At 53.2% G+C, this 23,310-nt stretch carries 18 protein-coding genes and 1 pseudogene; 2 read left to right on the top strand and 17 right to left on the bottom strand.

Annotated elements, in window-relative coordinates; genetic code table 11:
• Positions 1 to 20: 20 nt before the first annotated feature.
• From ACLJQD_RS12220 to prpB, 3 genes are all read right to left on the bottom strand, one after another.
• Positions 21 to 1,472 carry a bifunctional 2-methylcitrate dehydratase/aconitate hydratase gene (locus ACLJQD_RS12220; RefSeq protein WP_000107068.1) on the bottom strand — a complete coding sequence of 484 codons (1,452 nt, stop codon included), beginning with the start codon at positions 1,470 to 1,472 and terminating at the stop codon, positions 21 to 23.
• Positions 1,473 to 1,511: 39 nt separating this feature from the next.
• Complete coding sequence (prpC, locus tag ACLJQD_RS12215) at positions 1,512 to 2,681, bottom strand: 2-methylcitrate synthase (RefSeq protein ID WP_001285878.1); 1,170 nt, start codon at positions 2,679 to 2,681, stop codon at positions 1,512 to 1,514.
• A 122-nt stretch (positions 2,682 to 2,803) separates the two neighbouring features.
• A complete protein-coding gene (prpB, locus tag ACLJQD_RS12210) occupies positions 2,804 to 3,691 on the bottom strand; it encodes a methylisocitrate lyase (protein WP_000052221.1) in 888 nt (295 codons plus the stop codon).
• A 265-nt stretch (positions 3,692 to 3,956) separates the two neighbouring features.
• On the opposite strand from prpB, the gene prpR reads away from it, so the two are divergent.
• Positions 3,957 to 5,582, top strand: coding sequence for a propionate catabolism operon regulatory protein PrpR (gene prpR / locus ACLJQD_RS12205; protein ID WP_017442105.1), 1,626 nt, complete (start codon positions 3,957 to 3,959; stop codon positions 5,580 to 5,582).
• A 135-nt stretch (positions 5,583 to 5,717) separates the two neighbouring features.
• Here prpR and yahO read toward each other — a convergent pair whose 3' ends face one another.
• Positions 5,718 to 5,993 (bottom strand): DUF1471 family periplasmic protein YahO, encoded by a 276-nt coding sequence (gene yahO, locus ACLJQD_RS12200; RefSeq protein WP_000848026.1) that lies wholly within the window; start codon positions 5,991 to 5,993, stop codon positions 5,718 to 5,720.
• 231 nt (positions 5,994 to 6,224) lie between these two features.
• On the opposite strand from yahO, the gene ACLJQD_RS12195 reads away from it, so the two are divergent.
• The gene (locus ACLJQD_RS12195) at positions 6,225 to 6,857 is read left to right on the top strand and encodes a LysE family transporter (RefSeq protein WP_000433131.1); all 633 of its coding nucleotides are present in this window, start codon (positions 6,225 to 6,227) and stop codon (positions 6,855 to 6,857) included.
• A 40-nt stretch (positions 6,858 to 6,897) separates the two neighbouring features.
• On the opposite strand, the gene foxA is transcribed toward ACLJQD_RS12195, so the two are convergent.
• The 13 genes and pseudogenes from foxA to golT all read right to left on the bottom strand — a co-directional run bounded on the left by foxA (position 6,898) and on the right by golT (position 23,108).
• Positions 6,898 to 9,006: a ferrioxamine B receptor FoxA gene (gene foxA / locus ACLJQD_RS12190; protein ID WP_001127717.1), complete on the bottom strand. Its 2,109-nt coding sequence runs from the start codon at positions 9,004 to 9,006 to the stop codon at positions 6,898 to 6,900.
• Between the two features lie 145 nt (positions 9,007 to 9,151).
• Entirely contained in the window at positions 9,152 to 10,156 is a 1,005-nt protein-coding gene (gene foxR, locus ACLJQD_RS12185) for a ferrioxamine uptake transcriptional regulator FoxR (RefSeq protein WP_017442104.1), read from the bottom strand.
• Positions 10,157 to 10,251: 95 nt separating this feature from the next.
• Positions 10,252 to 10,443, bottom strand: coding sequence for a hypothetical protein (locus ACLJQD_RS12180; RefSeq protein ID WP_229023495.1), 192 nt, complete (start codon positions 10,441 to 10,443; stop codon positions 10,252 to 10,254).
• Positions 10,422 to 10,493: pseudogene (locus ACLJQD_RS12175) on the bottom strand (DUF2474 family protein); the annotation flags it as partial. The gene ACLJQD_RS12180 and the pseudogene ACLJQD_RS12175, both read right to left, overlap by 22 nt.
• Entirely contained in the window at positions 10,493 to 11,503 is a 1,011-nt protein-coding gene (gene cydB / locus ACLJQD_RS12170) for a cytochrome d ubiquinol oxidase subunit II (RefSeq protein WP_000151047.1), read from the bottom strand. The pseudogene ACLJQD_RS12175 and the gene cydB, both read right to left, overlap by 1 nt.
• Positions 11,500 to 12,903, bottom strand: coding sequence for a cytochrome ubiquinol oxidase subunit I (locus ACLJQD_RS12165; protein ID WP_000393711.1), 1,404 nt, complete (start codon positions 12,901 to 12,903; stop codon positions 11,500 to 11,502). The genes cydB and ACLJQD_RS12165 overlap by 4 nt, the downstream gene beginning before the upstream one ends.
• Before the next feature lie 116 nt (positions 12,904 to 13,019).
• Positions 13,020 to 13,121: a small effector SsaA gene (gene ssaA / locus ACLJQD_RS12160; RefSeq protein ID WP_000934834.1), complete on the bottom strand. Its 102-nt coding sequence runs from the start codon at positions 13,119 to 13,121 to the stop codon at positions 13,020 to 13,022.
• Between the two features lie 276 nt (positions 13,122 to 13,397).
• On the bottom strand, positions 13,398 to 16,370 hold the full coding sequence (locus ACLJQD_RS12155; protein WP_077907258.1) for a type III restriction-modification system endonuclease: 2,973 nt from the start codon (positions 16,368 to 16,370) through the stop codon (positions 13,398 to 13,400).
• A gap of 9 nt (positions 16,371 to 16,379) precedes the next feature.
• On the bottom strand, positions 16,380 to 18,338 hold the full coding sequence (locus ACLJQD_RS12150) for a site-specific DNA-methyltransferase (protein WP_017442102.1): 1,959 nt from the start codon (positions 18,336 to 18,338) through the stop codon (positions 16,380 to 16,382).
• Between the two features lie 188 nt (positions 18,339 to 18,526).
• Complete coding sequence (locus ACLJQD_RS12145; protein ID WP_000288504.1) at positions 18,527 to 19,780, bottom strand: MFS transporter; 1,254 nt, start codon at positions 19,778 to 19,780, stop codon at positions 18,527 to 18,529.
• Positions 19,781 to 20,071: 291 nt separating this feature from the next.
• Positions 20,072 to 20,266, bottom strand: coding sequence for a gold resistance metallochaperone GolB (gene golB / locus ACLJQD_RS12140; protein WP_001159470.1), 195 nt, complete (start codon positions 20,264 to 20,266; stop codon positions 20,072 to 20,074).
• A 77-nt stretch (positions 20,267 to 20,343) separates the two neighbouring features.
• Positions 20,344 to 20,808 (bottom strand): Au(I) sensor transcriptional regulator GolS, encoded by a 465-nt coding sequence (gene golS, locus ACLJQD_RS12135; RefSeq protein WP_001020584.1) that lies wholly within the window; start codon positions 20,806 to 20,808, stop codon positions 20,344 to 20,346.
• Positions 20,809 to 20,819: 11 nt separating this feature from the next.
• Complete coding sequence (golT, locus tag ACLJQD_RS12130; RefSeq protein ID WP_017442101.1) at positions 20,820 to 23,108, bottom strand: gold/copper-translocating P-type ATPase GolT; 2,289 nt, start codon at positions 23,106 to 23,108, stop codon at positions 20,820 to 20,822.
• Positions 23,109 to 23,310: the final 202 nt, after the last annotated feature.

Here is a 23,310-nt window from a genome sequence, read left to right as displayed (position 1 = left end):
ACGCCTTGCTGCTGGCTGGCTCAGATGACATATAAATCGAGGTATTCGTTAACCGGCATCTGCTCCAGGCGGGCTCTGTCCAGGGAGACATCCAGAATGCGTTGCTGCTGGCGAGTCGGGAACTGACGCGCCAGGTTAATTTTAAATTTTTCGATAAGCTTCGGAATACCGTCGGCGCGGCGACGCGCATGACCAATCGGATACTCCACGACAACCTCGCCAAAGCGTGAGCCATCAGTAAACTCCACGGTGATCGCATTGCCGATAGCACGTTTTTCCGGGTCGTGATAGTCGGCGGTAAAAGCCGGGTCCTCATAACACACGATTTTCTCGCGCAGGGCGTCAATACGCTTGTCCTGCGCCACCTCGTCTTCATAATCCGCCGCGGTTAACCGTCCGAACAGCAGCGGCACGGCGACCATATACTGGATACAGTGATCGCGGTCCGCCGGGTTATTGAGTGGGCCTTTTTTATCGATAATGCGAAGACAGGCTTCGTGGGTGCGGATAGTCACTTTCTCGATATCCGCTGCCGTTTTGCCCGCGGCCTGCATCTGCTCATACAGCGTCATCGCCGCTTCGACGGCGGTTTGCGAGTGGAATTCTGCCGGGAAAGAAATTTTGAATAGCACGTTTTCCATCACGTAGGAGCCGTAAGGACGCTGGAAACGGAACGTTTCACCTTTGAATGAAACGTCGTAGAAGCCCCAGGTTTTGGCGGTGAGCGCCGAGGGATAGCCCATCTCGCCGGTTTTCGCCATCAGCGCCAGACGTACCGCGCGCGAAGTCGCATCTCCCGCCGCCCAGGATTTGCGCGTACCGGTATTCGGCGCATGACGATAGGTACGCAGCGACTGGCCGTCGACCCACGCCAACGATACCGCGTTGAGGATCTCATCGCGCGTCAGCCCCAGCATTTCAGCGACCACCGCAGTCGAGGCCACTTTCACCAGCAGCACATGGTCAAGCCCGACACGGTTGAAGGCGTTTTCCAGCGCGATGCAGCCCTGAATTTCATGGGCTTTGATCATCCCGCTCAATACCTGTTTCATGGTCAGCGGCGCTTTGCCGGCGGCGACGGCGTTGCGTGACAGCCAGTCAGCCGTCGCCAGAATACCGCCGAGGTTATCAGAAGGATGGCCCCACTCGGCGGCAAGCCAGGTATCGTTAAAATCGAGCCAGCGGATCATCGCGCCAATGTTAAAGGCTGCCTGTACCGGATCGAGCTGAAACTGGGTGCCCGGCACGCGTGCGCCGTTGGGCACCACCGTGCCTGGCACGATTGGCCCAAGCAATTTTTTACAGGCCGGGTATTCCAGCGCTTCCAGACCACAGCCGAGCGTGTCGAGCAGGCAGTAATGCGCGGTGTCGTACGCCACCTTTGAGGTGATGTCGTAATTCATAACGTAATCAACGATATCAACGATTTCACGGTCAAAGTCTGGGCGGATGTTCAGTTCTTGGGTAGACATAGGGTACGTTTCCTGCGTTTTATTTTTAATAAGAGTGAGTTAGCAACGATCGTCTATCGAGACAAACGGACGATCTTCCGGCCCGGTATAGTTGGCAGAGGGGCGAATAATTTTGTTGTCCTGACGCTGTTCAATAATGTGCGCCGCCCAGCCGGTAACGCGGGCGATGACAAACAGCGGGGTGAACATTTCGGTAGGGACGCCCATCATGTTGTAGGAGACCGCCGAAAACCAGTCGAGATTCGGGAACATCTTTTTGGTCTCCCACATCACCGTTTCCAGACGGTCGGCGATGTGGTACATCTTCAGCGAGCCGCCTTCTTCTGAAAGCTGTTTCGCCACCCGTTTGATCACCTGATGGCGCGGGTCGGCGATGGTGTAAACCGGATGTCCAAAGCCAATCACCACCTCTTTGTTTTCCACGCGTTTACGGATATCCGCCTCTGCCTCGTCCGGCGTTTCATAACGCTGTTGAATTTCCAGCGACACCTCATTCGCCCCGCCGTGTTTCGGGCCGCGCAGCGCGCCAATCGCGCCGATAATCGCGGAGTAAACATCCGAGCCGGTCCCGGCAATCACCCGGCTGGTAAACGTCGAGGCGTTGAACTCATGCTCGGCATACAGCACCAGCGAAATATGCATCGCCTTTTCCCAGCTTTGGGTTGGCTTTTCACCATGCAGCAGATGCAGGAAATGGCCGCCGATGGAATCATCGTCGGTTTCCGGCTGAATACGTTCGCCGTTGTGGCTGTAGTGATACCAGTAAAGAAGGATAGAGCTGAGCGAGGCCAACAGCTTATCGGCAATATCGCGCGCGCCGGAGACGGTATGTCCCTCTTTTTCCGGCAGGGTGCAGCCCAGCGCAGAAACGCCGGTACGCATCACGTCCATCGGGTGCGAGGCCGCCGGTAACGCTTCCAGAACGGTACGGACATTGGCGGGTAATCCGCGCAGCGCTTTTAACTTGCTTTTATACGCGTTCAGCTCGTCGCGGGTCGGTAATTTTCCGTGGATCAGTAAATGCGCGACTTCTTCAAATTCGCAGTGCTCCGCCAGATCGAGAATGTCGTAACCGCGATAGTGCAGATCGTTACCGCTTTTTCCCACGGTACACAGAGCGGTATTTCCGGCAGGTACGCCGGAAAGCGCGACCGATTTTTTAGGCTTAATGACATGGTTATTATTTTGCAGGATCGTGGTGTCGCTCATAGTGTCCTCGTCATTTTTTTAATGTGTAGGGTATTGAGGCGTGTAGGCCGTACCGTAGGCGGGTTAAACGTAGTGCCATCCGGCATTGGCTGATGGCGGCTTCGCCTTATCAGGCCTACAGGCTACGATTTTTTATTCCTGTACAGCGCGTCCAGCTTCTCTTCGAACTGGTAGTAATTGATGCTTTCGTACAGCTCGTTGCGGGTCTGCATGATGTCGATCACGTTCTTTTGCGTCCCTTCCTGGCGCAGCACGGTATAGACTTTTTCTGCGGCGCGGTTCATGGCGCGAAACGCCGACAACGGATAGAGCGCCATCGCCACGTGTGCGCTGCGCAACTCGTCGGTCGTAAATAGCGGCGTCGCGCCAAACTCAGTGATGTTGGCGAGGATCGGCACCTGCGCCACATCGGCGAACTGGCGGTACATCGACAGTTCGGTGATCGCCTCCGGGAACAGCATGTCAGCCCCCGCGTCCACGTAAGCCTGCGCGCGATCGAGAGCCGCCTCCAGCCCTTCCACCGCCAGCGCATCGGTACGCGCCATGATCACAAAGTTCGGATCGGTGCGCGCATCCACTGCCGCCCGAATTCTGTCTACCATCTCCTCTTTCGAGACGATCGCTTTGTTTGGACGGTGTCCACAGCGCTTAGCGCCAACCTGGTCTTCAATATGCAGCGCGGCGGCGCCCGCTTTGGCTATGGACTTTACCGTCCGCGCGACATTAAAGGCGGAGGAGCCAAAGCCAATATCCGCATCCACCAACAGCGGCAGCGGGCAAACATCCGTGATGCGCCGGATATCGGTTAACACATCATCCAGCGTAGAAATCCCCAGATCCGGCAGTCCGAGCGAGCCCGCCGCTACGCCGCCGCCAGAAAGATAGATAGCCTGATACCCGGCCCGTTGGGCCAACAGAGCATGGTTGGCATTAATAGCGCCGACAATTTGTAATGGATTCTCTTTAGCGAGCGCGGCGCGAAATGCCTGCCCCGGCGAATGTAAAGACATATCTCGTCCTCATGTTAGTAAATTGTTACTCAGAATGTATTCACCAAAGCAAAGGCTATGCCAGGCAAAGAGGCTGCGAGAAAATTAAATACAATGAGATTTAAAAACAGGTAATTACAGTTATTCCTGTTATGAATAAGCGCGATTAAGGGAAAAGAAAAACGTGTCAGCTAACGTTTCATGAAACGAATCGCTCCGTTTCATTGCAACATTTATGAAACACGTTTAAAACAAAAAATCGCCCCTTAAAGATGAACCTACTGCGATGACGACTGCTCACAGCGCTCCGCGCGATAATAGCGATAAACCGGTGATCTGGACGGTCTCCGTAACGCGTCTGTTCGAACTGTTTCGGGATATCAGCCTGGAATTCGATCATCTGGCGACCATCACGCCTATTCAACTCGGCTTTGAAAAGGCGGTGACCTACATTCGCAAAAAACTGGCGACCGAGCGCTGCGACGCGATTATCGCGGCGGGTTCGAACGGGGCCTATTTAAAAAGTCGCCTGTCAATACCGGTGATCCTCATCAAGCCCAGCGGATTCGATGTATTACAGGCGCTGGCGAAAGCGGGAAAGCTCACCTCGTCTATCGGTATCGTGACCTATCAGGAGACCATTCCGGCTTTACTTGCCTTTCAGAAAACGTTTCACCTCCGTCTTGAACAGCGAAGCTATGTCACCGAAGAGGACGCGCGCGGGCAAATTAACGAACTTAAGGCCAACGGTATTGAGGCCGTCGTCGGCGCGGGATTAATTACCGATCTGGCGGAAGAAGCGGGTATGACCGCCATCTTTATTTATTCCGCGGCGACCGTTCGTCAGGCTTTTCATGATGCGCTGGATATGACCCGTCTGACACGGCGACAGCGCGTGGATTACCCATCCGGCAAGGGATTACAAACCCGGTATGAACTGGGCGATATACGCGGCCAGTCGCCGCAAATGGAGCAGCTCCGCCAGACGATTACGCTCTATGCCCGCTCCCGTGCTGCAGTGCTGATTCAGGGGGAAACAGGGACCGGAAAAGAGCTGGCGGCGCAGGCGATTCACCAGACGTTTTTTCACCGCCAGCCTCACCGTCAGAATAAGCCATCCCCTCCCTTTGTCGCCGTCAATTGCGGCGCGATTACCGAGTCGTTGCTGGAAGCGGAACTGTTTGGTTATGAAGAGGGTGCGTTTACCGGTTCACGACGAGGAGGCCGGGCGGGGCTATTTGAAATCGCACACGGCGGCACGCTGTTTCTGGATGAAATCGGCGAAATGCCCTTGCCGTTACAAACCCGACTTTTGCGCGTACTGGAGGAAAAAGCCGTCACTCGCGTCGGCGGACACCAGCCGATCCCGGTGGATGTCCGGGTGATCAGCGCTACGCATTGCGATCTGGATCGGGAAATAATGCAAGGACGTTTTCGCCCCGATCTCTTTTATCGCCTGAGTATTCTGCGTCTGACGCTTCCTCCTTTGCGCGAGCGGCAGGCTGATATTTTGCCGCTGGCGGAAAGCTTTTTAAAACAGTCGCTGGCGGCAATGGAAATTCCGTTTACCGAATCGATACGTCATGGATTGACACAGTGTCAGCCGCTTTTGCTGGCCTGGCGCTGGCCCGGTAATATTCGCGAACTGCGTAATATGATGGAGCGCCTGGCGCTTTTTTTAAGCGTCGATCCCGCGCCAACGCTGGACAGGCAATTTATGCGGCAGTTATTACCTGAGCTTATGGTGAACACAGCAGAGCTGACGCCTTCAACCGTGGATGCGCACACGTTACAGGATGTACTGGCGCGCTTTAAGGGCGATAAGAGCGCCGCGGCGCGTTATCTGGGGATTAGCCGCACCACTCTGTGGCGTCGTTTAAAAGCAGGAGCCAAAGACCAGTCGGGTAATTAAGACAAATGACAGCGTCCTGAATGCCTGATGGCGCTACGTTTACTGCAGGCCGTCATCCGGCAAAACGGATGCTGGTTGCCAGGAATAAAAATACCCGCCGGAAACCCTGGCGGGTATTTTTATGATGCAACGCTTTTATTTCTTTTTATAAATATCAGCCGTACCATGAATTTTATTTTCTGTCTGCCCGGACGTCAGCACCACCACATCCGCCCCTTTTTCATCCGCCTTTTTGATTAAATCTTCTCTGGCGTCCAGCGGCGACATTTCCCCGGTGGTGGAAATCGTGCCAATTTTCGTGTATTCGGAGGCGACTTTATCAAAGTCCGTTTTTTTCATGATCTCTGCGGCATAAACGTTTGTCACGACAAACGCTAATGCGCCAAGCATAACCTTGTAGCCAGTTTTCATAGCAAAACCCTCGTTTTATTATTACGCCATCATCGCTTTATCAGAACAAAAAGGCCGTTCGGACTGATTAAATAAGTAGTGTAGATTGCTGGAAAAATCCAGTCAGCCCCCGCTCTGTCGGCGTAACAACGCGGATTAAAACGCCCCTGCTTTGTGATCTCACTCGCAATCATCTGGTTTGACTATTAATAAGATGAAGGTTATTTCTTGAGGCTAAGAGAAGAGTTGCCTATGGAGCCGTTTCATGCCGTTGTGCTTACCGTCAGTCTGTTTGTGTTAACCTTTTTTAATCCCGGCGCGAATTTGTTTGTGGTGGTGCAAACCAGCCTCGCATCAGGACGCCGGGCGGGAGTCATCACCGGCCTGGGCGTCGCCACGGGAGACGCCTTTTATTCCGGGCTGGGGCTTTTCGGTCTGGCGACGCTCATTACGCAATGCGAAGCGGTATTTTCTCTTATCAAAATTGTCGGCGGGGCCTATTTATTATGGTTCGCCTGGAACAGTATTCGCCACCAGGCGACGCCGCAAATGAGCACGCTCCAGACGCCGATTGCCGCCCCGTGGACAATTTTCTTTCGCCGGGGATTAATGACCGATTTATCCAATCCGCAAACCGTACTGTTTTTTATCAGTATTTTTTCCGTAACGCTTAGCGCAGAAACGCCCACATGGGCAAGGTTAATGGCCTGGGCCGGAATTGTGCTGTCATCCGTTATCTGGCGTATTTTTCTCAGCCAGGCCTTTTCGCTCCCCGCAGTCCGCCGCGCTTATGGACGAATACAGCGCATTGCCAGCCGTGTTATCGGCGCCATTATCGGGATGTTTGCGCTCAGACTTCTCTATGAAGGCGTGACGCACCGCTAATGTTTGTCCGGTAGCCTTTGCTACCGGACGATAAGCGTTATCAAAACGCCCATGAAACGCTGCCTACAATGCTACGCTCGGCGCCAAAATAACAATAAGAGAGCGAATTACAGGCAGCGACATAGCGTTTGTCCGTCAGGTTATTTACGTTGAGCTGGGCGCTCAAGCCATTTAACCCAATGCTGGATAAATCATACCCTACCACCATATCGACCAGTGTATAGGACGGCAAGGTGTGGGTATTCAGGCGATCGCTGGTCACGCCGTTGACGTACCGGATGCCGGAGCCCAAAGTCAGCCCCTCTAACAGACCGCTTTTCACATCGTAGCTTAGCCAGGCGCTGGCCTGGTTCCGTGGAGCATAAACCGCGCGCTTACCCTGCTCTTGCGGGCTACTTTTCTTATAACGGATATCAGTATAGGTATACGCCGCCTGCAAACGGACGCTATCCGACAAATGGCTAATGGCCTCCAGTTCAACCCCTTTAGACTCAATTTCACCAATCGAGCGGTACGGATCGGTAGGTTCTTCTTTGGTCGCGATATTGGTTTGGTTAATACGATACACGGCGGCGCTAAACTGGCTGTTCCCCCCCAGCGGTTCGTATTTTACCCCCGCCTCCCACTGCTTGCCTTTCATCGGTTCCAGCACATTGCCGTTTTCGTCGGCGAAGCTGGTCGGCGTAAACGCGGTAGAATAACTGAGATAGGGGGCGACGCCATTGTCGAACAGATAAAGCAACGCGGCACGGGTGCTGACGTTGTTTTTATCGAGATCGCTGCGTGAATCATGAAGTTTGTCGATGTTAGACACGCTGACCCGATCGTAACGACCGCCCAACGTAAAGCGCCAGCGATCCCATGACATCTGATCCTGTAAATAGTATCCGGTCTGCCGCAGCTTATGTTTTTCACGGCTATACAACGTAATGTAATCCGGCTGAGCGCCATAAACGGGGTTGAAAGCGTCAATCGGCGGAAACGCGCCATAATAGCCAGTAGTATGATTACTGCGATCCTGATAATCGATCCCCACCAGCAGACGATGATTAATCGCCCCGGTATCCACGCTGCCGTCGAGCTGATTATCCAGCGCGATAGCCGACATTTTCTCCCCGGAGCCGGAATAGCCGCGATTCAGCGCCGTTTCATTCAACCAACCTGCGGCATAGACCTGATTCAACGTCACTTTGGTATGCAAATAGCGCAGTTTTTGCCGTACCGACCAGCCGTTATCGAACAGATGCTCAATGTTATAACCCACCATATTTTCACGGCGATCGTATTTGTCGTAGTCATCTTCACCTTCAAAGAAAGTGTTAGAAATTTTTCCGCCGTTATAAGGTACAACCGTGCCTTGATAAGGCAGTCCGGAGTGGCTACCGCCTTCCGGATCACGGTGCAGATAGGCCATAAGATCAAGACGCGTCCGATCGGTAATTCGCCAGGTCAGGCTCGGCATCAGCGCATAACGTTCCTCTTTCAAGGGGGTAAACTGCGAATCGGCGTAACGTGTCATGCCGCTAAGACGCGCCGCCACACGTTCATTGTCATCCAGTGGGCCGGTCACATCAAAAGCCGCCCCGCGCTGGTTGTGATTGCCGGCAAACAGCTTCACCTCTCCCCCGGCATCAAACGCCGGTTTTCGCGACGTCAGCGCGACAATGCCGCCTGGCGATGAACGTCCATACAGAACGGACGCCGGGCCGCGTACCACCTCGATATCTTCCAGAAACCAGGGGTCAACCACCAACGAACTGTGTGAATTGGTGTCGCCCATCATTTTTAACCCGTCGAGATAGACGTTATCCAGACTACCGTCCGAAAAACCACGCAATACGATGTAATCAAAGCGGTTAGAGGCGCCTATCTGATTACTGTATACGCCTGGGGTGTAGCTGACCGCCTGACGCACGCTGGTTGCGCCCTGCTCTTCAAACTGCTGGCGGGTAATAATGGATACCGACTGCGGCGTTTCAATATCTGGCGTCGCCAGCTTGGTCGCGCCACTCTGAACGGGCGAGGTGACAATGACGGTATCATTTTTTGTGGTTTCCTGGGCAAAAAGAGGAAAAGTCGCGCCGCCGATAGCTCCGCCTATCAATAGCGCCATACGCGTTGTCGCAAACATGAACATCTCCAAAGGCATCTTTATTGTAAATAAGAATTATTACCTTTTAGAGATGACGGACCACTATGCGTAACGCCAGATTGCCTATGCGCAATGATAAAACATCACCCAAAACGGCAGAAAACCGGGTTAGCGGCGGATATTACCGCTCTGGCGGGGCGCGTTACGCACAGTGGCGGGACGCCGTCAGAGACGCGTCACGCAGCTCGCCAGGCGAGCAGCCATAACGCCGACGAAATGCCGTCGCAAAGTTAGTGGCATGTTGATAGCCTGACATCCAGGCGGCCTGCTGCACGCTGTATCCCTCCATCAGATAACGACGCGCGCGCGCCAGGCGGCAATCGCGCAGATAATCAAACACGGTACACCCATAGGCATGGCGAAACTTGCACCGCAGGCTACTCGGACTCATTGCCGCCCGACGCGCCAGTTCGTTCAGCGTGTAGGCTTTTTCCGGCGTCTGCTCCAGTAAACGCCGAATGAGCTCCAGCCGCTGATATTCACCGGTGACGGGAAGCCCGCGTTTTTGCGTTGCGGGCTGACATAGATTTAGCGCATAGCCCAGCAATTGCAGCATGATGCCTTCCAGCATTAACTGGCGTGACGCCGCATGAGGTCCGGGCTGCTGCGCATAGCGTAGCCCTGAAAGCAGAAACTCCGGCACCTGCCAGACCATCGCCGAGGTTGCGCTATGTTCCCACTCGTCTGCCAGCGAGACAGGCAAACGCTCCCGCCATCCGCCGTCCGGGTACATTCCCAGCGATAAGGTGCGCAATTTGCTGTCTGCGCCGTGATGGGCGCGTATCGTCTGCTGCTCACTCAGTTGCGAGCAAAACGCCATCCCCGCGCTCAACAAAAAGGTCTGCTCATTGACAGCCAGCGCGACGTTACCTTCCAGCACCACCAGCATATACAGCGGACTGCTATGGCGAGAGGTGGTTTCATAAGGTTGTAACACGTGAACATCCGAGCGTGTAATGCAAATCCCGCCGGGAAGCGCTATCTCTTCGATATCGCCATGAAGTACGGGACTACTCTGCGTATACTGCGGTAACGCAGGGAAGCGGTAATCAATGCCATAACGCTCGCCAAACGCGATGAAGTCGCTGACGGAAAAGATCTTTTTCATCGCCGGGGCGGCGGAAGAGTGACAGGAGATCGGAGACATTATCAATACCGTTTATCTGCGTTATACCAGAGCGTTAGCCACTGTGTAACCATATCACTGCGGCCCGGGAACGACAATAAAGATGAGAATAATTATCAACCGCTATTGAGGGGAGAGATAAGACGAGCAAAGGTGATCGATAAACGCCGATCTGTCGATAAAAACGCGCTTTCGCCAGCGACGAAAGCGCGTCCGGGGGTATCAGTCAGGAGCGAAATCCTGCGGAGGTCATGAGCAGTCTGAACAACATTCCGACGCCCGCCAGCAGAAGCACGCTGGCGCACCATATCGCGACCATCCATACGACTCGCCGCGACCATTTTTTCACTTTAACCATCAGTGATATCCCTCACCATGTCGCACTTTTCCACGGAAGACGTAGTAGCTCCAGAAGGTATAAGCCAGAATAATCGGGATGATTATCAGCGCCCCAACCAGCATGAAGCTTTGACTTTGCGGCGGCGCGGCGGCGGCATACAGCGAAATATCCGGTGGAATAATATTCGGCCAAATACTGATGCCTAACCCGCTGAACCCCAGAAAAATCAGCCCTAGCGTGAGAATAAATGGACGCGCATGGGATTCTGGTTTTTTCACGCTGCGCCATAGCCAGACGCTAAAAGCCAACACCAGCACAGGCACCGGCAGGAAGTAGTATAAATTGGGCAGCGTGAACCAGCGCTCGGCGATGTCGTCGTGGGTGAGCGGCGTCCACACGCTGACGCCTCCCATCACCAGCAACAAGACGATCAACAACGGGCGCGACAGCGCGCACATCCGGCTATGCAACGGATCTTCGCTTTTCATAATCAGCCAGGTAGCGCCCAGCAGCGCGTAGGTGACGACCAGACCGACGCCGCAGAACAGGTTAAACGGCGTCAGCCAGTCAAGCTGCGAACCGCTAAAGGTTCGCCCTTCCACCTGAAAACCGCTCACCACCGCCCCCACCACAACCCCCTGGGCAAAGGTCGCCAGGATTGACCCGACGATAAAGGATTTATCCCAGAACGCGCGATGCGACTCGGTGGCTTTAAAACGGAATTCAAAAGCGACGCCGCGAAAGATAAGACCAAGCAGCATAACCACCAGCGGGATAGTCAGCGCGTCGGTGATGACGGCATAAGCCAACGGGAACGCGCCAAAAAGCCCGGCCCCGCCCAACACCAGCCAGGTTTCGTTCCCGTCCCATACCGGCGCGACCGAGTTCACCATAACATCGCGATCGTGTTTATCGCGAATAAACGGAAACAGGATACCGACGCCCAGATCGAACCCATCCATTACGATATACATCAGCGTGGCGAACACGATAATAGCAAACCAGATAACCGGAAGATCGATGGTCATTCGCGTTTCTCCTGCTCAAGCGATTCTCCCACGGCAGAGATAGGACGCGCGGGTCTGCCATCGGTTTCAGCGGTCGGTGTCTCCGCCGGCTGCGGCCCTTTCTGGATAAGGCGAATCATATAAATATAGCCAACCCCAAAGACCAGGGAATAGACCACAAAGAAGGCCAGCAAACTGATGCTCATCTGCAAGGTACTGTGCGCGGAAACCGCATCACGCGTTCGCAGCAGGCCATAGACCACCCACGGCTGGCGTCCTACTTCCGTCGTCACCCATCCGGCAAGGATGGCGATAAGCCCGGACGGCCCCATCCACAGCGCAAAGTGCATAAAGGGCCGCGAATGATACAGTCGGCGTCGGTAGCGTAGCCACAGGCTGGCCAGCCCCAGGAAGATCATCAGTACGCCCATACCCACCATCAGACGGAAAGACCAGAACACCACGGTAGAGTTGGGGCGATCCTCTTTGGGATAATCTTTTAGCGCAGGCACCTGTTTGTCCAGGCTATGCGTCAGGATCAGACTGCCCAACGCCGGGATCTCAAGCGCATAGCGGGTCCGTTCCGCCTCCATATCCGGCCAGCCTACCAGCGTAAGCGGCGTTGGCTCGCCGGGCGTATTTTCCCAGTGCCCCTCAATCGCGGCAATTTTGACCGGCTGATGCTTCAGGGTGTTAAGGCCGTGCATATCGCCAATCAATGCCTGAACGGGCGCCACCACGACCGCCATCCATAACGCCATCGAGAACATACGGCGGATAGCCGGCGTATCGTTACCTTTCAGTAAATGCCAGGCTGCGGACGCGCCGACAAACATCGCGCTACTTAAAAACGCCGCAACGGACATATGCAACAGGCGATACGGGAACGACGGGTTGAAAATCACCGCGAACCAGTCCACCGGGACCACCTGACCGTTATGAATTTCAAATCCCTGCGGGGTATGCATCCAGCTGTTAGACGCCAGAATCCAGAACGTCGACATTAACGTGCCCAGCGCCACCATACAGGTAGACAAGAAATGCAGGCCCGGCCCGACTTTGTTCCAGCCAAAAAGCATCACGCCTAAGAATCCCGCTTCCAGGAAGAATGCGGTGAGCACTTCATAGGTTAATAAAGGCCCGGTGATACTGCCGGCGAACTGGGAGAAACCGCTCCAGTTCGTTCCGAACTGGTAAGCCATGACCAGACCGGAGACCACGCCCATCCCGAAGTTGACGGCAAAAATTTTGAGCCAGAACTGATAGAGCGAGCGCCAGACAGGATTACGCGTTTTTAGCCATAAACCTTCCAGTACCACCAGGTAACTGGCTAAGCCAATCGTAATCGCGGGGAAGATAATATGAAAAGAGACGGTAAAGGCAAACTGGAGTCTCGCTAAAAAGAATGCATCAAACTCCATGTTCCCTCCCGTTTATATATAGTCACTTCGTGTAAAATATTCACTGTTCGCAACCAGGTTGAAACGAAACGGTTATTTTCCCCAAACGTATAAACGTCGGGGAATATCCAGATAAATTACGATTTTTTTTGCGGCTGGCTGTCAGGTTTATCGCCCGACTCTGGCGCTTCGGAGGGGTCGTCTTTTTCGACAGCGAAACGGTAGTATCTATTTAGCATAACATGTCTCCCTTAGTTACATTCACTTGGCAATATCTACCTGGCCGTTATAAAAATAACGGCAAAACAAAAAAACAGCGTCTTCAAGACTATTTGCAATTTCAGCAAAATACGCGTAGCTGAAAGTTAAGAATAGACGTAAAACGATAACCTTCAAGTCAACGCGGTTTACGGGACGGGGGATTAGCACAGGGAGAATGACCGCAACGCTCGCTGCGCGGCGGCCATTTTATATGGTCTATCAAAAAGATAACCGTTAAGGTTCATTCAAACCCGTTAGTTTGCCTTCCCCTCAATCAAGCCATTGATCGTAGAAAATACCGCTGGCGCGCTGGTCGCTTCCGCAAACTCGACATTGATATTTTGCCGACGCAGCATATCGAAGAATTTACGTTGCGCATCAAGAATAACCTGATCGCCTACGCGCATATTTTCTGCTTTAGTTTCAACCAGTAAATAAACACTGTCGGCGTCCTGACGCTCAATACGGTACACAAAATCCGGCGTAGTAGAGCCCCCCGTATATTTGGGGATCTGAATGGCCCGCTTAGGCAGTTTGCCAAACACAGAAACCTGTTGCGGATAATCGTATTTTAATAGCGGCAATTCTGGATCGACGCTGTCATAACGCAACGGCGGTATTTGATAGAGAGAACGGGGATCGTCTATCGCATTCTCATCCACATTTTTCCCCACAATTTCAGCGCTAATCTCCTCTCTGAACTGCCGTGCCGTGGAATCAAATACCGACGTTGAAGCCTGGAAGTCGAGAGGCAGATAATCGTGGCGCTGCGCAAAATGCGCATTAATCCGCGTCTGTAATGCGCGGGTCATATTGTCCAACGAGATCTCGCTTAAATAACGTGAATCTCCGTGCAAAACATCACGCAGCATCGCCATTAACACCGGGTGCAGGACGTTAACCGGCAGACTGGTGCGTAACGCCAGTTGCTTAAGAAAATGGCCATATTTCATGCCCGCCATAAATTCGCTGGCGGCTAATTCGCCTTCCCGCTGCGCCACTTCAAAACGGCCATTATCTTCATTCGATACCAGCCGTTGTTGCACCTGGCTTGGCTTCTGGCGTATATACAGCGCCGGATCGCGCAGCACCTCGGCGGCAATCTGTTCCAGAGAAGCGCCGCTACGCTCGAATTGCAGCATATAACGGCGGGAAAACTGCTCCCAGATACTGCTAAGTTGTTCCCAATTCTCTTTGCGTAACCTGACTCGCAGTCGGGAGGCGGGCTTATTGTCACGAATGCGATCCGCTCGCACCCGCGCCTGCGTCAGCTCAGGGTAGAACTCCAGTAGCCACGCAAAACCACTTTTGGTTTCCCCGTTAAGCGTGACGCTGGGTTTAAACTCATTACTCCGGTTGATCAGTTTTTTATCATCCAGATCTTCCAGCAAACGAAGCTCCGTAAACGCAGGATCGACTTTTTGTCGCTCGGTGACGATGAGTGTGATCATCGCCTCATCCAGTTTCTGCTCGTTAAGCTGAACTTTGCTATCGCGATTAATCTCATCAACCAGCATACTGGCAAACGCTTTTTCATCATAACCAATCAGAAACGACAGCCGGGACGGCCACTCTTCCTGATGAACGCGATGGCCGTTTTCATCTACCGGTAGCCGCAGGCCGCGCCCCACTTCCTGAATTTTGCTCGACTCGCTACCGGAAGAACGTAATTTAGCAATGACAAAAACATTCGGGTTATCCCAGCCTTCGCGAAGCGTCCATTTTGAAAACAGAAAGCGTCGCGTTTCCCAGTTGCCGTGATGGTCTGAAAAACTGAGCAACTTCTCTTTATTTTTCAGAATATCATCTACTTCAGCCTGGATCGCCTCATCGCCGCTTCCGCGGTCTTCGCCAAAGTAACCAGCGTGGACGTTTTGGTTATCCGAGTGCAGGCTGGCGAGCGTGGCCTGCAGAAACGACAGATACTCCACTTCTCGCGGCAGGGTCTTGCGCTGATAATCGTCAATCAGTTGCGTCAGTTTCTTTTTCAGCAAACGCTCAAAAGTGACTTTCAACCAGCCTTCGTCATCACGATAGCTTTTAATACTGTCAATAAAGAAAAGGCTTAAGGTCTTAATACGCGGGGCATTATTTTCTGGCTCATTGCTGCGTAAGAAATTTGCCTGCTCGGTATCAAAATGCTTATCAATGGCTTCCTGAATAATCAGTTCCTGGTAGCTCGCGCCAAAGGTTCCTGGCACCAGCGCCATCCCTGCCTCCAGCTCCAGATCGTTCGACAACATTTTACTGCCGGCATATTCGATACTGCCTTCAAATCCCGCATCGACATCGGCGAGATTTTCGCCCACGCCAACCTCGGCAATTTTGCTCCCCCGTCGGAGGATTAATTTCTTTGCCGTGACGCTGTCAACGATATAACGATTGTTGGCCTGTTCTTCGGGGAGATTCGGGTAATAAATATCAATACCTTTCACCAAACCATCGTTAAAACTGTCCACCGCGTTGAGATCAAACTGCGGTTGCCGGCGATAGTAATCTTTACGTACACATTTATTTTTACCCTTACCTTCGACAATATCCGGGAAGGTAGCGCCAAAGCGGACGATCATTTGCGGCTGAATGGCCTGAATCGCTCGATAAAATTTGTTATCTCGCGCAAAACGATGCGGTTCATCAATAATGACCACCGGTCGCGTCATTTGCAGCCCTTTAACAGGCGACGTCAGCCCGCCCAGTAGCGTTTGATCGTAATCGTCTCGCGTCATACTGGCGGAATTGAGCATTTGCGCATTGATCAGCAAAACCTGAATCGTATGGCTATCACGACGGCTGGCATCAGTAAAACTTAATAGCTGGGCCGGAAAATTTTTACGCCCCGACTTTACTTTAAAATCACCGGCGTTAATGGTGCAAAGTTCCATCCGCGTATTTTCGTAGAACTGTGAAAAATGCTGTCTGGCGTAATCGCTGGTGATAAAGTTCCGCGCGCCTTCTTTAATGGCTGGCGTCGGCACCACCAGCACAAATTTGAAGAGCCCGTAGTTCTGATGCAGTTCATACATCAACCGGGTATAGACATAGGTTTTGCCCGTCCCGGTCTCCATTTTAACGTCAATATTGGCCTTATCGTCGTAACGTTCCTTAATCAGCGGATTAGCATAGTGATTATGATCGGCCTGCGCGTGATCGATACCGGTGAAACTCGCCAGAATCGCCGCTAACGCCTGTTCCTGATGGGGAAGTTCTTCCAGTAAAATATTCATCATCATCCCCTCTTAATAACGCTTCACCAGGTTCACTTTTTGATCAAGCTGTTTTAAGCCGATTTCCAGTTCACGAATGGATTCAAGGTCGAAAGAGTAGCCGTAAATGACAATAGTCTGAACCGGAAGCTGATGCGTACCAATGTGGTTGAGAAGATCGCGGGTCTGCTCTGTTCCCCATCGTTCATCAATCAGATACAGGCGCGTATTATCAACATACCTGGCGCAATAGCCGGAAAAATCAATGGTCTGTACGTCAATATCCATTTTATAACCATCGGCGACCAGCCATGTCGTTAATAAGGTCTCTTCGCCGCTTGCGCCGCCCGGCACGCCCAATCCTCTGGCGGAAAAAGGATTGATCATGTCGGTAAATCCTGACTCGGTGAAAGCGGCCAGTTGACCGCTGGTATTGATAAAATGGCCGGTAGCAATATCGAAGCTATCCAGATCGTCCAGCGTCTGCTGTGTCGGAGTGGCAAAACGATAATGTTTAAAACCGAGGTCGCTATTGGTCGCGGGATTGTTGGCGCGGATCTTCGCCGCAACGCGTGTAATTCGCTCACGGCTGATTTCATCAATAGTGTTATAACCTGCTTTTTTCGCGATAGTGTTATTGCTTAATGCCTGATCGATAGTACACAGAATAAACGTGCGCTGCCCCCCATCTTCTTCATTCAGCGCCATCACCGCATGGGCCGTAGTGCCGGAACCGGCAAAAAAGTCCAGGACGACGCCGTCTTTATCGATAGCGAGCTTGATGATTTTCTTCAATAATGCGGTCGGTTTCGGCGTATCAAAAACGTTGTCGCCGAAGAGATCCAGAATCTCCTTTTTCCCCTCTTTATTCGACGCTACGTTATCCCAGTAATTGGTCGTTGGCTGCCCTTTACTGTGGTGCGCGTACATGACTCGCTGGGGAATACCGCCGTTATCTTTGCCAAAATAGACCAGATTATCGGCCACCAGTTTTTGGTAACTGGCTTCAGGATAAGCCCATAGTCTTTCGTGTACCGTACCATTCGGCGTGGTAATTTTATAGGTATAGCCGCCGCCGCTCAGCCCTTTTGACACCGTTAACGGCACCGGCCGCCATTTCCCTTCTGGAAACTGTTCGGTCGGTTCTTTATAGGATTTCTGAATATACTCTTTAGAAAGCGGTTCTAAACGTAAAGCGCCCTGACCGGTTTTGGCGTAAACAAGAATGTATTCCCCCTGGATGGAAACGTTATCAGAGTCGTTAGAAATCTCTTTTTTGCGCTTCCACATCACATTGGTGACAAATCCGCCTTCGCCAAAAATCTCATCCATCATTAATTTAAGATTGGCGTACTCATTATCGTCGATAGAGATAAAAATAAATCCGGTATCTTTCAGGAGCTTCCTGGCCAGGAAAAGACGCGGATACATGAAAGATAACCACGCGGAGTGCGTCGATTTACCCTGAATGGATTTTAAACGTGCCAGTTCAGTATCATTAAGACCAAACATATCCTGCAACGCCCGATCGCTATATTCAAAATGATCGGGATAGACAAACCCGTCCGACCCGGTGTTATAAGGGGGATCGATATAGATCATATCGACGGTATCGGCGTAATTATTTTGCAGATGGCGTAACACATCCAGATTATCTCCGGTCAGAAAAAGATTATGGCTGTTTTTATTTTCTGCCAGAGTATTGTGTTCCACGTCAGGAACGATAACGGTAACGGATTTTTCACCCGCCTGTTTTTTTGCGTAATCTTTGCCAATAAAATCAATCTGATAACCGCTAGTCAGCTCATCAATATTACGCGCTTTCAGCGCGCGCTCAAATTTGGCGAGATCAAATCCTCCTTTCGCGATCAGTTCGCCCTGCTCGTTATAGCGATCGGCGGTAAAAAATTCCGGTAATGCACGTTGTAACTCAGACAGAAAGGCGCTATTCGGGGCAACAGACTCGTTGTTTTTTTGGTTATCTTTCAACATGATATCTTCGCTCCGTTGATAATTTTAAGGTCCAACAATCAATTTCTTATAAAGAAAAAAGTAAGCGATGATTGTAATGGTCACGAAAGGCAGATGCCATCATTAACCTTTGTTGTTCGTTGAAAGGGCGTGAAAACGACGGGGGGAAGGCGTGCTCCCGGCGACAGTATGCGCCAGGAGCGTAGTGTTTACGTGCGATGACCGACGGCCGACTCCGGGAGGGCGTCGCTATCTGTACCGGAGATGACGACTCCCCGGGTCTCGCGACCAAATGCCACAAATACACAGATTAAAATAGCCACCGCGCCAGCCACGATCGCCATTGCCAACCCGTAATTGCCACCATGCGTTTCCGCGATACGGGCCTGTAACGTCGCATTAACCGACGCCAGTAAATTACCCAGTTGGTAAACAAACCCTGGCAGCACGGCGCGCGCATTCGCCGGAACCAGCTCGTTCAGCCAGGTCGGCACGACACCCCAGGCGCCCTGCACCATAAACTGCATCAGGAACGCGCCCAGGCCAATCGTGAATGATCCGCTGGAAAATGCCCATAGCGGGAGTACCGGAAGCGCAAGAAAGGCGGCGATCATGATCGCTTTTTTACGCCCAATACGTTCCGATAGCGTACCGTAGAAAATACCGCCGAGCATGGCGGCAATGTTATAAAAAATCGCAATGATACTGATCAGATGCGGATCAAAACCATGCTGCATCTTCAGGAAGGTAGGATAGAGATCCTGCGTGCCGTGACTGAAAAAGTTAAAGAACGCCATGACCAGCACCAGATACAGACACAACTTCCACTGCTTGCGCAGAACAGGAAGCAGCGCGGTATTCTCTTTACGCGCTCTGGCCGCCAGCCAGACGGGGGATTCCGGCACTTTAAACCAGATATAAGGCAGCAAGACAACAGGCAGGGCGCCAATCAGGAACATACCGCGCCAGCCTACCATACTGTAGAAGAGGCCAAAAATAACCGAGGCGAACAGATAGCCGCAGGGATAGCCCGCCTGAAAAATGCCCGACATCAGGCCACGCGAACGATCGGGAATGGTTTCCATCGCCAGTGATGACGCGACGCCCCATATCCCGCCCATCGCCACGCCGTACATGACCCGAAAAATCAGAAATGCCATGAAGGTGGGCGACCAGGCGGAAAGCAGTTCAAACACCGTAAAGAACAGAATATTGAGCATCAGTATCGGTCGACGTCCGTACTTTTCCGCCATTCGACCAAATAGCAGCGCGCCAATGGGACGTACCGCCAGGGTCAGCATAATCGCAATGGAAACGTCCGATACGGAAGCGTGAAACCATTCGGCGAGATCGCTAAGTACAAAGACAAGGATAAAGAAATCAAACGCATCCAGCATCCAACTGGTAAAGCTGGCAAACGCCACATGTCGTTGTGTCGTCGTCCAGTTCAGGGGGGTGTACATAGGTAGTGTCCTGCATCAAAAAATAACATCAAGCTTTGAAGCGGCGAAACGCTGGAGCGCTCCCGTCGTCAAAGCGACGTAACAAGGTAGCGTTGCGCTACTTATTTGTTATCTTTTTGTATATAGCAGGTAAAATGTTAGCAAAAATAGACAAATCATTACATATTATTAACAAAGCTTACTGGCACATGATTTGTCACATTTTTTATGGGGATTATCTCATGCAAAGGAAAGCGAAGCGTGGCTAGCGTATCGCGACCGGCCTGTCGCCAGACCGATCGCCATTGACGATTACCTCTCGCGCGGCGGGAAACCGGCCTTTTGCAGGGCGGCGGCAATCTGCTCCGCGGATAGCGACGTTTCAACGTCAACCAGACGCGTCGCCGGGTCGGTTCTCACCGTCGCATTAGCATCAAGAGTCAGAATCGTCTTTTTTACCGTACTGGCGCAGCCGCCGCAGGTCATGTCATCAATATGGAACTGCATGGTGAACTCCTTTTGTGTGGGAATTGTTGCCAGTCTGGGCCTTGCCAGTGTTGGAAGGTCAAGCGTAATCTCAGGACTTACAGACGCTTTGTCAGTCCATGACGACGAGGACGGCGCAATACCGCTCCGGTACGCGCCTCCGGCTCGCTATCGTCAGGTTGTCCAAGCGTATGCAGAATGGGGCAATCTGGCAGCGCGTCGCCGGCGCAGCAGTGAATCAGCGCTTTGAGGGTTTGCGCCATGTGCTGCATGTTCTGGATACGTCTGTCCAGTTCATCAATGTGCGTCTGCGCCAGGCGTTTGACGTCAGCGCTTTGCCGCGACTGGTTATTCCAAAGATTCAGTAAGTCGCTGATTTCAGCAACTGAAAAACCGAGGTCGCGCGCGCGGCGTATAAAATGCAATTGATTAACATCAGCCTGGGTATAGGCCCGATAGCCGGAATCCGTCCGACTTGCCGCGGGAATCAGACCAATCTGTTCATAGTAGCGAATCATTTTGGCCGAGACTTTCGATGCTTTAGCTGCTTTACCGATGTTCATGACGCTCCTCCTCAGGTCGTGGATGTGTCGGATGGGGTTGCCATCGGCGCCCGGAAACGGCGCAGCCGCAAAGCGTTGCCCAGCACGAACACGCTCGACATCGCCATCGCCCCTGCGGCGAATACCGGGGACAATAATATGCCCCAGACCGGAAATAGCGCGCCTGCCGCGACAGGAATCAGCGCCGTATTGTAAGCAAAGGCCCAGAACAGATTCTGGTGGATATTGCGGATGGTCGCTTTAGACAGCGCGATAGCATTCGGCACGCCTTGCAGGTTGCCGGACATTAGTACGACGTCGGCGGATTCCACCGCCACATCGGTGCCGGTGCCAATCGCCAGCCCCACGTCGGACTCCGCCAGCGCTGGCGCATCGTTGATGCCATCGCCGACAAACGCCACCTGCCCATACGCCGCTTTCAGGCGCCGTATCGCCTCGACTTTCCCTTCTGGCAATACCTCGGCGACCACGTCATCAATCCCTAACTGTCTGGCGATAGCCTGTGCCGTGCGGGCATTATCGCCAGTGATCATGGCGACCTTAATGCCGAGCTGATGTAAAGCGTTAATTGCGGCGGGCGTACTGGGTTTGATCGGATCGGCCACGGCGATAATCGCCGCCAGTTGACCGTCAATAGCCGCATAGAGCGGCGATTTCCCTTCCTGCCCTAACCGTTCGGCGGTGGTGGCGAAGCCGCTAATATCCACGCCAATTTCGCGCATATAGCGATCGGCCCCCACGTCAACACGCGTACCGTCAACGGTAGCGTATACGCCCATCCCGGTCACCGATTCGAAGCCGCTCATGCCTGGTAGCGCGATCCCTTCCTCTTCTGCCGACACGACAATCGCACGGGCAATCGGATGCTCTGAACGCGATTCTACCGCCGCGACTTTCGCCAGCACCTCACGGCGCTCAAAGCCGCTGGCCACGTCGAGATCGGTCAGTACCGGGCGGCCTTCGGTAAGCGTCCCGGTTTTGTCTACGGCCACCACCTTAGCGTCTTTGAGTAGCTGTAACGCCTCCCCCTTACGGAACAGCACGCCCATTTCCGCCCCACGACCGGTTCCCACCATAATGGAGGTCGGCGTCGCCAGGCCCATCGCGCAAGGACAGGCGATAATCAGCACCGCAACGCCATTGATCAGAGCGAAAGTCAGCGCTGGCGACGGCCCAAACGCCAGCCATACCACAAAGGTCAGCGCAGCAATAAGCATTACCATCGGGACAAACCACAGCGTCACTTTATCCACGACGGCCTGAATCGGCAGTTTTGAACCCTGCGCCTGTTCCACCAGACGAATGATTTGCGCCAGCATGGTCTGTCCGCCGACGGCGGTCGCCCGCAGCGTGAGCGCGCCTTTTTGGTTTACGGTACCGCCCACCACCGCGCTTCCTGCGGATTTCTCTACCGGTATCGGTTCGCCGGTAATCATCGACTCGTCAACGAAGCTGCGGCCTTCGGTCACTTCGCCGTCAACCGGGATCCGCTCGCCTGGCCGAACCTCCACACAGTCGCCCAGCACAACCTCGTCGACAGGGATATCCACGATGCGGCCCTCGCGTAACACATGCGCGACCCGCGCCTGTAGCCCCACCAGACGTTTAATCGCTTCGGAAGTCCGCCCCTTCGCCCTTGCCTCCAGAAAGCGCCCCAGCAGAATAAGCGCGACAATCACTGCGGCGGCCTCGTAATAGACGTTTACCGTCCCTTCAGGCAACAGGTCGGGCGTAAAGGTCGCCACCAGCGAGTAGCCGAATGCCGCTGCGGTTCCCACGGCGACCAGCGAGTTCATGTCCGGCGCCAGACGCGCCAGCGCCGGGAACCCTTTAAGGTAAAAACGGCGACCGGGGAGCGTCAGCACCAACAGGGTCAGTGCAAATTGCCAGTACCAGCTTTGTTGCAGGCCAATCGTTTTTATCACCCACTCGTGCATACCAGGAATAAGGTGCGAGCCCATTTCAAGCACAAAAACGGGGAGCGCCAGCACGCTGGCGAGAATCAGATCGCGCTTCAGCCTGACGCGCTCGGCCTCTTTTTTCTCTTCAGAGTCGTCTTCGCCCTGCCCCGCCGTCTCTACCGGTCGCGCCTCATACCCCGTTTTTTCAATCGCCGCGATCACCGCCTCCGCCGACGCCGTCCCGCGGACGGTGGCGCGCTCCGTCGCCAGATTCACCGTAGCGTCCGTTACGCCAGGCACAGCCTTAATACCTTTTTCAACGCGAGCGACGCACGACGCGCAGGTCATACCTTCAATAAGTAAGCTTATCGTGTCGTGACGATTTTCTGACTGACTCATGACGACTTCCCCATCCTGACTATTCGGTATCAGAAAGCCTAAAGCTTGCCATTGTGGGAAGGTCAAGCGTATTCAGGCTGCACGGTTCGGCGAGAATGTGAGATGGCTCATAAAAGAGGATGATGCGAGACATTTACGCCACGATGCCGACCCACGCCCCGAAAAAACCCGCCAGGAACGCTTGACCTTTCCTTCGTTGTAA

The sequence above is a fragment of the Salmonella sp. SAL04214 genome (assembly GCF_046550615.1).
GTDB lineage: Bacteria > Pseudomonadota > Gammaproteobacteria > Enterobacterales > Enterobacteriaceae > Salmonella > Salmonella enterica.
Note: the sequence above shows the minus strand (reverse complement) of the source record. Positions and strands in the feature narration are given on the sequence as shown.

What these genes read in the sequence shown, in the direction of transcription:
- cydB (WP_000151047.1), bottom strand. Translation starts at nt 11,503, where the DNA reads ATGACCATCGATCTTCCGGTTATCTGGTTTGCTATTATCGTGTTCGCC.
- ACLJQD_RS12180 (WP_229023495.1), bottom strand. Translation starts at nt 10,443, where the DNA reads ATGGTGCGCCAGCGTGCTTCTGCTGGCGGGCGTCGGAATGTTGTTCAG.
- ACLJQD_RS12150 (WP_017442102.1), bottom strand. Translation starts at nt 18,338, where the DNA reads ATGTTGAAAGATAACCAAAAAAACAACGAGTCTGTTGCCCCGAATAGC.
- golB (WP_001159470.1), bottom strand. Translation starts at nt 20,266, where the DNA reads ATGCAGTTCCATATTGATGACATGACCTGCGGCGGCTGCGCCAGTACG.
- yahO (WP_000848026.1), bottom strand. Translation starts at nt 5,993, where the DNA reads ATGAAAACTGGCTACAAGGTTATGCTTGGCGCATTAGCGTTTGTCGTG.
- ACLJQD_RS12220 (WP_000107068.1), bottom strand. Translation starts at nt 1,472, where the DNA reads ATGTCTACCCAAGAACTGAACATCCGCCCAGACTTTGACCGTGAAATC.
- golS (WP_001020584.1), bottom strand. Translation starts at nt 20,808, where the DNA reads ATGAACATCGGTAAAGCAGCTAAAGCATCGAAAGTCTCGGCCAAAATG.
- golT (WP_017442101.1), bottom strand. Translation starts at nt 23,108, where the DNA reads ATGAGTCAGTCAGAAAATCGTCACGACACGATAAGCTTACTTATTGAA.
- prpC (WP_001285878.1), bottom strand. Translation starts at nt 2,681, where the DNA reads ATGAGCGACACCACGATCCTGCAAAATAATAACCATGTCATTAAGCCT.
- ssaA (WP_000934834.1), bottom strand. Translation starts at nt 13,121, where the DNA reads ATGCTAAATAGATACTACCGTTTCGCTGTCGAAAAAGACGACCCCTCC.
- prpB (WP_000052221.1), bottom strand. Translation starts at nt 3,691, where the DNA reads ATGTCTTTACATTCGCCGGGGCAGGCATTTCGCGCCGCGCTCGCTAAA.
- prpR (WP_017442105.1), top strand. Translation starts at nt 3,957, where the DNA reads ATGACGACTGCTCACAGCGCTCCGCGCGATAATAGCGATAAACCGGTG.
- foxR (WP_017442104.1), bottom strand. Translation starts at nt 10,156, where the DNA reads ATGTCTCCGATCTCCTGTCACTCTTCCGCCGCCCCGGCGATGAAAAAG.
- foxA (WP_001127717.1), bottom strand. Translation starts at nt 9,006, where the DNA reads ATGCCTTTGGAGATGTTCATGTTTGCGACAACGCGTATGGCGCTATTG.
- ACLJQD_RS12195 (WP_000433131.1), top strand. Translation starts at nt 6,225, where the DNA reads ATGGAGCCGTTTCATGCCGTTGTGCTTACCGTCAGTCTGTTTGTGTTA.
- ACLJQD_RS12145 (WP_000288504.1), bottom strand. Translation starts at nt 19,780, where the DNA reads ATGTACACCCCCCTGAACTGGACGACGACACAACGACATGTGGCGTTT.
- ACLJQD_RS12155 (WP_077907258.1), bottom strand. Translation starts at nt 16,370, where the DNA reads ATGATGAATATTTTACTGGAAGAACTTCCCCATCAGGAACAGGCGTTA.
- ACLJQD_RS12165 (WP_000393711.1), bottom strand. Translation starts at nt 12,903, where the DNA reads ATGGAGTTTGATGCATTCTTTTTAGCGAGACTCCAGTTTGCCTTTACC.